Origin of the sequence: Rhodoferax sp. UBA5149 (assembly GCF_002413825.1) — a bacterium.
GTDB lineage: Bacteria > Pseudomonadota > Gammaproteobacteria > Burkholderiales > Burkholderiaceae_C > Rhodoferax.
The window spans coordinates 1-5,471 of record NZ_DHXT01000120.1 but is presented as its reverse complement, the minus strand read 5'-3'; the positions used below and the strand labels follow the sequence as shown (position 1 = coordinate 5,471).

The following is a 5,471-nucleotide window of genomic DNA, read 5'->3' as shown; positions in this document are numbered from 1 at the left end:
ACGCGGCGTGCCGTGAGTTTCATGATGCGCAGCAAAATGCTCAACGGCGAGCAGTTTGAAGAGGCGCGCCAGATTCTGCGCGATATCGACTCGCTGGATTCCCACACCGCCTTCCTGTTTGACAAGATCAACTTCTTGATGGACGCCACCGTCGGCTTCATCAACATCAGCCAGAACAAGGTCATCAAGATCTTCTCGGTGGCCAGCGTGGCGCTGCTGCCCCCCACCCTGGTGGCCAGCATCTACGGCATGAACCTGCAATTCCCCGAGTTCGCCCTGCTGGGCAAGTGGGCCTACCCCTATGTGGTGGCACTCATGTTCATGAGCGCGGCGCTGCCCATGTGGTACTGCTACCGACGTGGCTGGCTCAAATAAAAAAACCTCTAGCCCTCGACAGGCGGGCATAGTTCGCTACTATTTTGGAAGCAACTGGAGAAACTGTCCGATGATGGCCAGCGCATAGCGGCTGGCCACTTCAGCCACAAACGTGGGGAAATCCACATGGGCCTGGTCGTCGGCGCGGTCCGAGATGGTGCGCACCGCCGCAAAAGGCACGCCGTAGTCAAAGCACACCTGGGCCACCGCCGCGCCTTCCATCTCCACGGCCAGCGGCGCAAAACCTGCCGCCTGCAAAGCGGCCTGCAAACCCCGTGATTCGGTGGCACCGGATACAAAGCGGTCACCGCTGGCAATCAGCCCGGCATGAACGGCCACGCGTTGATCTGGACTATTTTGATAAAAATGACCTGTAGCCCCCGTCAACCCTTCGCGTGCAGCTTCCAAAAGCATAGCAGTCAGCGTTGCATCACAGGCAAACCGGGAGCGCCCGTAGAGCGGAATCTGGTAGCGGGGGAAAATGGGCGAGGCATCCATGTCGTGCTGCACGAATTCAGTGGCCACCACCACGTTGCCCACGTGCACACCGTGCCCCACCCCCCCGGCCACACCGGTAAAGACAATGCGGCTGGCGCCGAAGGCCTCGATCAGGGTGGTGGCCGTCGTGGCCGCCGCCACCTTGCCAATCCTTGACAAGGCCAGCACCACGCTGTGCCCCTGCAATTCCCCACGCCAAAAGTCCCGGCCCGCACGCGTCACCCGAACCGGATTTGCGAGTCGCTCAACCAAGCCCTGCTGTTCTTCAGCCAGGGCGCTGAGAATGGCGGTGGTAGCCAATTACTTGACGCGCAGTTCCCGTCGCAGAATTTTGCCCACCGGGGTTTTCGGCAGCTCCGCGCGAAACTCGACCACCTTGGGCTGCTTGTAGCCGGTGAGGTTTTCCTTGCAGTAGGCCCGCACCTGAGCTTCCGTCAGGTCCGGGTTTTTCTTGACAATCACCAGCTTGACGGCCTCACCGGTTTTGGCGTCCGGAACACCGACGCAGGCACACTCCATCACGCCCGCCAGCTGGGCCACCACATCTTCCAGCTCGGTCGGAAATACATTGAAGCCACTGACGATAATCATGTCCTTCTTGCGATCCACGATCTTGAAGTAGCCGCGTTCATCCATCACCCCGATGTCGCCCGACTTGAAGAAGCCGTCCGCCGTCATGACCTTGGCGGTTTCGTCCGGGCGCTGCCAGTAACCCGCCATCACCTGGGGGCCCTTGATGGCAATCTCACCGGACTGGCCCACAGCCACCTCACGGCCGTCATCGTCCAGCAGTTTCATGTCGGTGCTGGGCAGCGGCACACCGATGGTGCCCGTGTATTCCTTGACCGTCACCGGATTGCAGCTGGCGGACGGGGACGTCTCGGACAGGCCATAGCCTTCGCAAATCGGACAACCGGTTTTTTCAACCCACAGTTTGGCCACGCCGCTTTGAACCGCCGTACCGCCACCGACCGAGACTTTGAGATGACTCCAGTCAACGGTATTGAAATCCGGATGGTTGGCCAAGCCATTGAACAGGGTATTGACGGCCGGGAAACTGTGGATGGTGTGCTTGGACAGCTCCTTGAGAACCGCCGTCAAATCACGCGGGTTGGGAATCAAAATCAGCTTGCCACCGGTGCGCATGGACAGCATCATGCCCACGGTGAAGGCAAAGATATGGTACAGCGGCAAGGCGCAAACACTGGTGGTTTGCTCATTGGCCGGCACCAGTTTCATGACCGGCTGATTCCATGCTTCAGACTGGAGCACGTTGGCGATGACGTTGCGATGCAACAGCACAGCCCCTTTGGATACGCCGGTCGTGCCGCCCGTGTATTGCAGCACAGCCAAATCATCCGGCTTGATGTTGATTTTTTTGACCGTCCCCCGGGTTCCCCGTGCCACGGCCTCATTGAACCGCACCGCGCCGGGCAGGTTGTAGGGAGGCACCATTTTTTTGACGTTGCGCACCACGTAGTTGACCAAGGCCCCCTTGAGCAGGCCCAACTGATCGCCCATGGCGCACAGCACCACGTGCTTGACCGGCGTGGCGGCAATGCACTTTTCAAGCGTACAGGCGAAATTCTCAATGATGACAATGGCTTTGGAGCCGGAGTCCTTGAGCTGGTGTTCCAGCTCACGCGGCGTGTACAAGGGATTGACGTTCACCACCACATAGCCGGCGCGCAGGATGGCCGCGACGGCAACCGGGTACTGCGGCACATTGGGCATCATGATGGCCACGCGGTCACCCTTGACCAAGCCAAGGCTTTGCAAGTAAACGGCAAAGGCCTGGCTGAGACTGTCGGTTTGCCCGTACGTCACGTCCCGGCCCATGAAACTGTAGGCCGTTCGGCTGGCGTACTTTTTGAAACTCTCCTCCATCAAGGCAACCAGCGACGGATACTGCGATGTATCCAGGTCCGCGGGAACACCTGGTGGATAGCTCTTGAGCCAAATGCGATCTGTCATGCGTGCTTTCTAATCAGTTGAGGACAGAACTTTTCACTTCGCGGCGACGGACTGTTCCGCAAAGCTTTGGTCTGTGATGCAACCGAATATTCTGCCTCTTATTGCACCTCTTCGTACTTGTGTTTTCCCTAATCTGTTAGGGACAGCGCTGGTTCGCTGCGCGTAACGGCGGTCTGTCCCGCAACGTGGGCTTCCAACATCACGGTATCAGTTGGGGACAGAGCTTGTTCGCTGCGCGTAACGGCGGTCTGTCCCGCAATGTTTCAAGACTTCAGCGCGATCAGAACTTCGTCCAGCATTTTCTTGGCGTCGCCAAACAGCATACGGTTGTTCTCTTTGTAGAACAGCGGGTTGTCCACCCCGGCGTAGCCCGAGGCCATGCTGCGCTTCATGACGATTGAGGTCTTGGCCTTCCAGACTTCCAGCACCGGCATGCCGGCAATCGGACTGGTGGGGTCGTCCTGGGCGCCCGGGTTGACGATGTCGTTGGCACCAATCACCATGACCACATCGGTCTTGGGGAAGTCGTCGTTGAGCTCATCCATTTCAAACACGATGTCATAAGGCACTTTGGCCTCGGCCAGCAACACGTTCATGTGGCCGGGCATACGACCGGCAACCGGGTGAATACCAAAGCGCACGTTGACGCCCTTCTCACGCAGGTGCTTGGTGATCTCATACACCGTGTGCTGGGCTTGCGCCACGGCCATGCCGTAGCCCGGAACGATGACGACGCTTTTTGCTTCTCGCAGCAGTTCAGCCGTTTCGACGCTGCTGATCGGCGTCACTTCACCGGCCGGCTGTGCCGCGCCAGCAGCCGCCTTCGGTTTGGCGCTGGTGGTGCCGAAACCGCCCGCGATCACGCTGATGAAGCTGCGCGCCATGGCCCGGCACATGATGTAGGACAGAATCGCGCCGCTGGAGCCCACCAAAGCACCGATGACGATCAACAGATCGTTGGACAACATGAAGCCGGTCGCCGCCGCCGCCCAACCCGAATAACTGTTGAGCATGGACACCACCACCGGCATGTCGGCGCCGCCGATGGCCATCACCATGTGAATACCAAACAGCAAGGCAATCACCGTCATCACGATCAGCGGCAGCATGCCGTCAGCAATGGTATGGGCGTTGATGAACTCGCGCCCGAAATAGATCACGATCAGGAGGCCAGCCAGATTCAGCCAATGACGGCCCGGCAACAACAGTGGGTTGCCACCGATGCGCCCGGAGAGTTTGCCAAAGGCAATGATCGAACCGGAAAATGTGATGGCACCGATCAGGATACCAATGTAGATTTCGATCTTGTGGATCGATTCTTCAGCCAAAGACAAAGGGATACTTTGGCCATCCACCAAATGGAAGGACGCCGTTGGGTCGATGAACGTGGCGATCCCGACCAGCATCGCGGCCAGACCGACCATGCTGTGCATCAGTGCCACCAACTCGGGCATCTGCGTCATTTGCACGGTGCGTGCGGCATACAGGCCGATCGCCGCACCAATCAGCATGGCGCCGATGATCCATGGGATACCGGCGGCGGTGACTTGCGGGCCAAAAACGGTCGCCAGCACGGCGATCGTCATGCCGACCATGCCGTAGAGGTTCCCGCGCAATGCGGTTTGCTGGTTGGACAAGCCACCCAGACTCAAGATAAAAAGAATTGTGGCTCCAATATAGGAGACCGTTGCCAAACTTGCAGACATGAGTCGTCTCCCTTATTTACGGAACATGGCCAGCATGCGCTGGGTGACGGCAAAGCCGCCGAACATATTGATCGCTGTGAGCACGATCGCCGCTGCAGCCACCCAGCTGATCAAGCCATTGGGTCGATCGGCGGCACCAACCCACGGTGACACCTGCACCAGAGCGCCAATCGCAATGATGCTGCTGATGGCGTTGGTCACGCTCATCAGTGGCGTGTGCAAGGCGGGCTTGACGTTCCAGACCACCATGTAGCCAACAAAACAGGCCAGCACGAACACCGTGAAATGCGACAGAAATGCCGCCGGTGCGCTCGCGCCGATGAGCCAGAACACGGCTGCAGCCACACCAAACATGATCGCCATGCTGGTGCCGGAAGACGGTTCGCTGCTCTGACCATGCCCACCTTTGGGCTTGGCCACCACCGCGGCCGGCTTGGCGACCACGGCGGCAGGCGCCGCCACCTTGGGCGCCGGTGCTGGCCAGGTGATGCTGCCTCCCTTGGTGACGGTCAGGCCGCGGATGGCCTCGTCCTCCATGTTGACGTTGATGATGCCGTCCTTGGTCTTGCACAGCTCCTCGGTGAGGCGAAACAGGTTGGAGGCGTACAGCGTGGACGACTGCTTGGCCAGGCGCGAGACCAGATCGGTGTAGCCGACGATGGTCACGCCGTGCTTCACGACCGCCTGGCCGGGCTCGGTCAGCTCGCAGTTGCCGCCCTGCTCGGCGGCCATGTCAACGATCACGCTGCCGGGCTTCATGCTCCTGACCATCTCGGCGGTGATGAGCTTGGGCGCGGGCCTGCCAGGGATCAGCGCGGTGGTGATGATGATGTCTACGTCCTTGGCCTGCTTGGCGTACATCTCACGCTGGGCCTGCTGGAATCCCTCGCTCATGACCTTGGCGTAGCCGCCGCCGCC

Annotated in this window: 5 protein-coding genes; 1 reads left to right on the top strand and 4 read right to left on the bottom strand. The window is 59.7% G+C overall.

The genetic code is table 11. From position 1 onward, the window contains the following. Nucleotides 1-375, top strand: a 375-nt coding sequence (locus B3V69_RS10860) for a CorA family divalent cation transporter (RefSeq protein ID WP_296446458.1), incomplete at its 5' end; no start/stop codon positions are given. 39 nt (nt 376-414) lie between these two features. Here the strand turns inward: B3V69_RS10860 and B3V69_RS10855 are convergent. The 4 genes from B3V69_RS10855 to B3V69_RS10840 form a co-directional block, all read right to left on the bottom strand. Further along, nucleotides 415-1,173 (bottom strand): 5'-methylthioadenosine/adenosylhomocysteine nucleosidase, encoded by a 759-nt coding sequence (locus B3V69_RS10855; protein ID WP_296446456.1) that lies wholly within the window; start codon nt 1,171-1,173, stop codon nt 415-417. Next, nucleotides 1,174-2,847: a long-chain-fatty-acid--CoA ligase gene (locus B3V69_RS10850; protein ID WP_296446454.1), complete on the bottom strand. Its 1,674-nt coding sequence runs from the start codon at nt 2,845-2,847 to the stop codon at nt 1,174-1,176. It abuts the gene before it with no gap. A 263-nt stretch (nt 2,848-3,110) separates the two neighbouring features. Next, nucleotides 3,111-4,553: a Re/Si-specific NAD(P)(+) transhydrogenase subunit beta gene (gene pntB / locus B3V69_RS10845; protein ID WP_296446452.1), complete on the bottom strand. Its 1,443-nt coding sequence runs from the start codon at nt 4,551-4,553 to the stop codon at nt 3,111-3,113. 12 nt (nt 4,554-4,565) lie between these two features. Continuing rightward, the coding region (locus B3V69_RS10840) for a Re/Si-specific NAD(P)(+) transhydrogenase subunit alpha (RefSeq protein WP_296446450.1) at nt 4,566-5,471 on the bottom strand (906 nt) is incomplete at its 5' end.

Excerpts from the sequence above, each read along its gene's own strand:
- B3V69_RS10850 (WP_296446454.1), bottom strand. The coding sequence starts at position 2,847 with ATGACAGATCGCATTTGGCTCAAGAGCTATCCACCAGGTGTTCCCGCG.
- pntB (WP_296446452.1), bottom strand. The coding sequence starts at position 4,553 with ATGTCTGCAAGTTTGGCAACGGTCTCCTATATTGGAGCCACAATTCTT.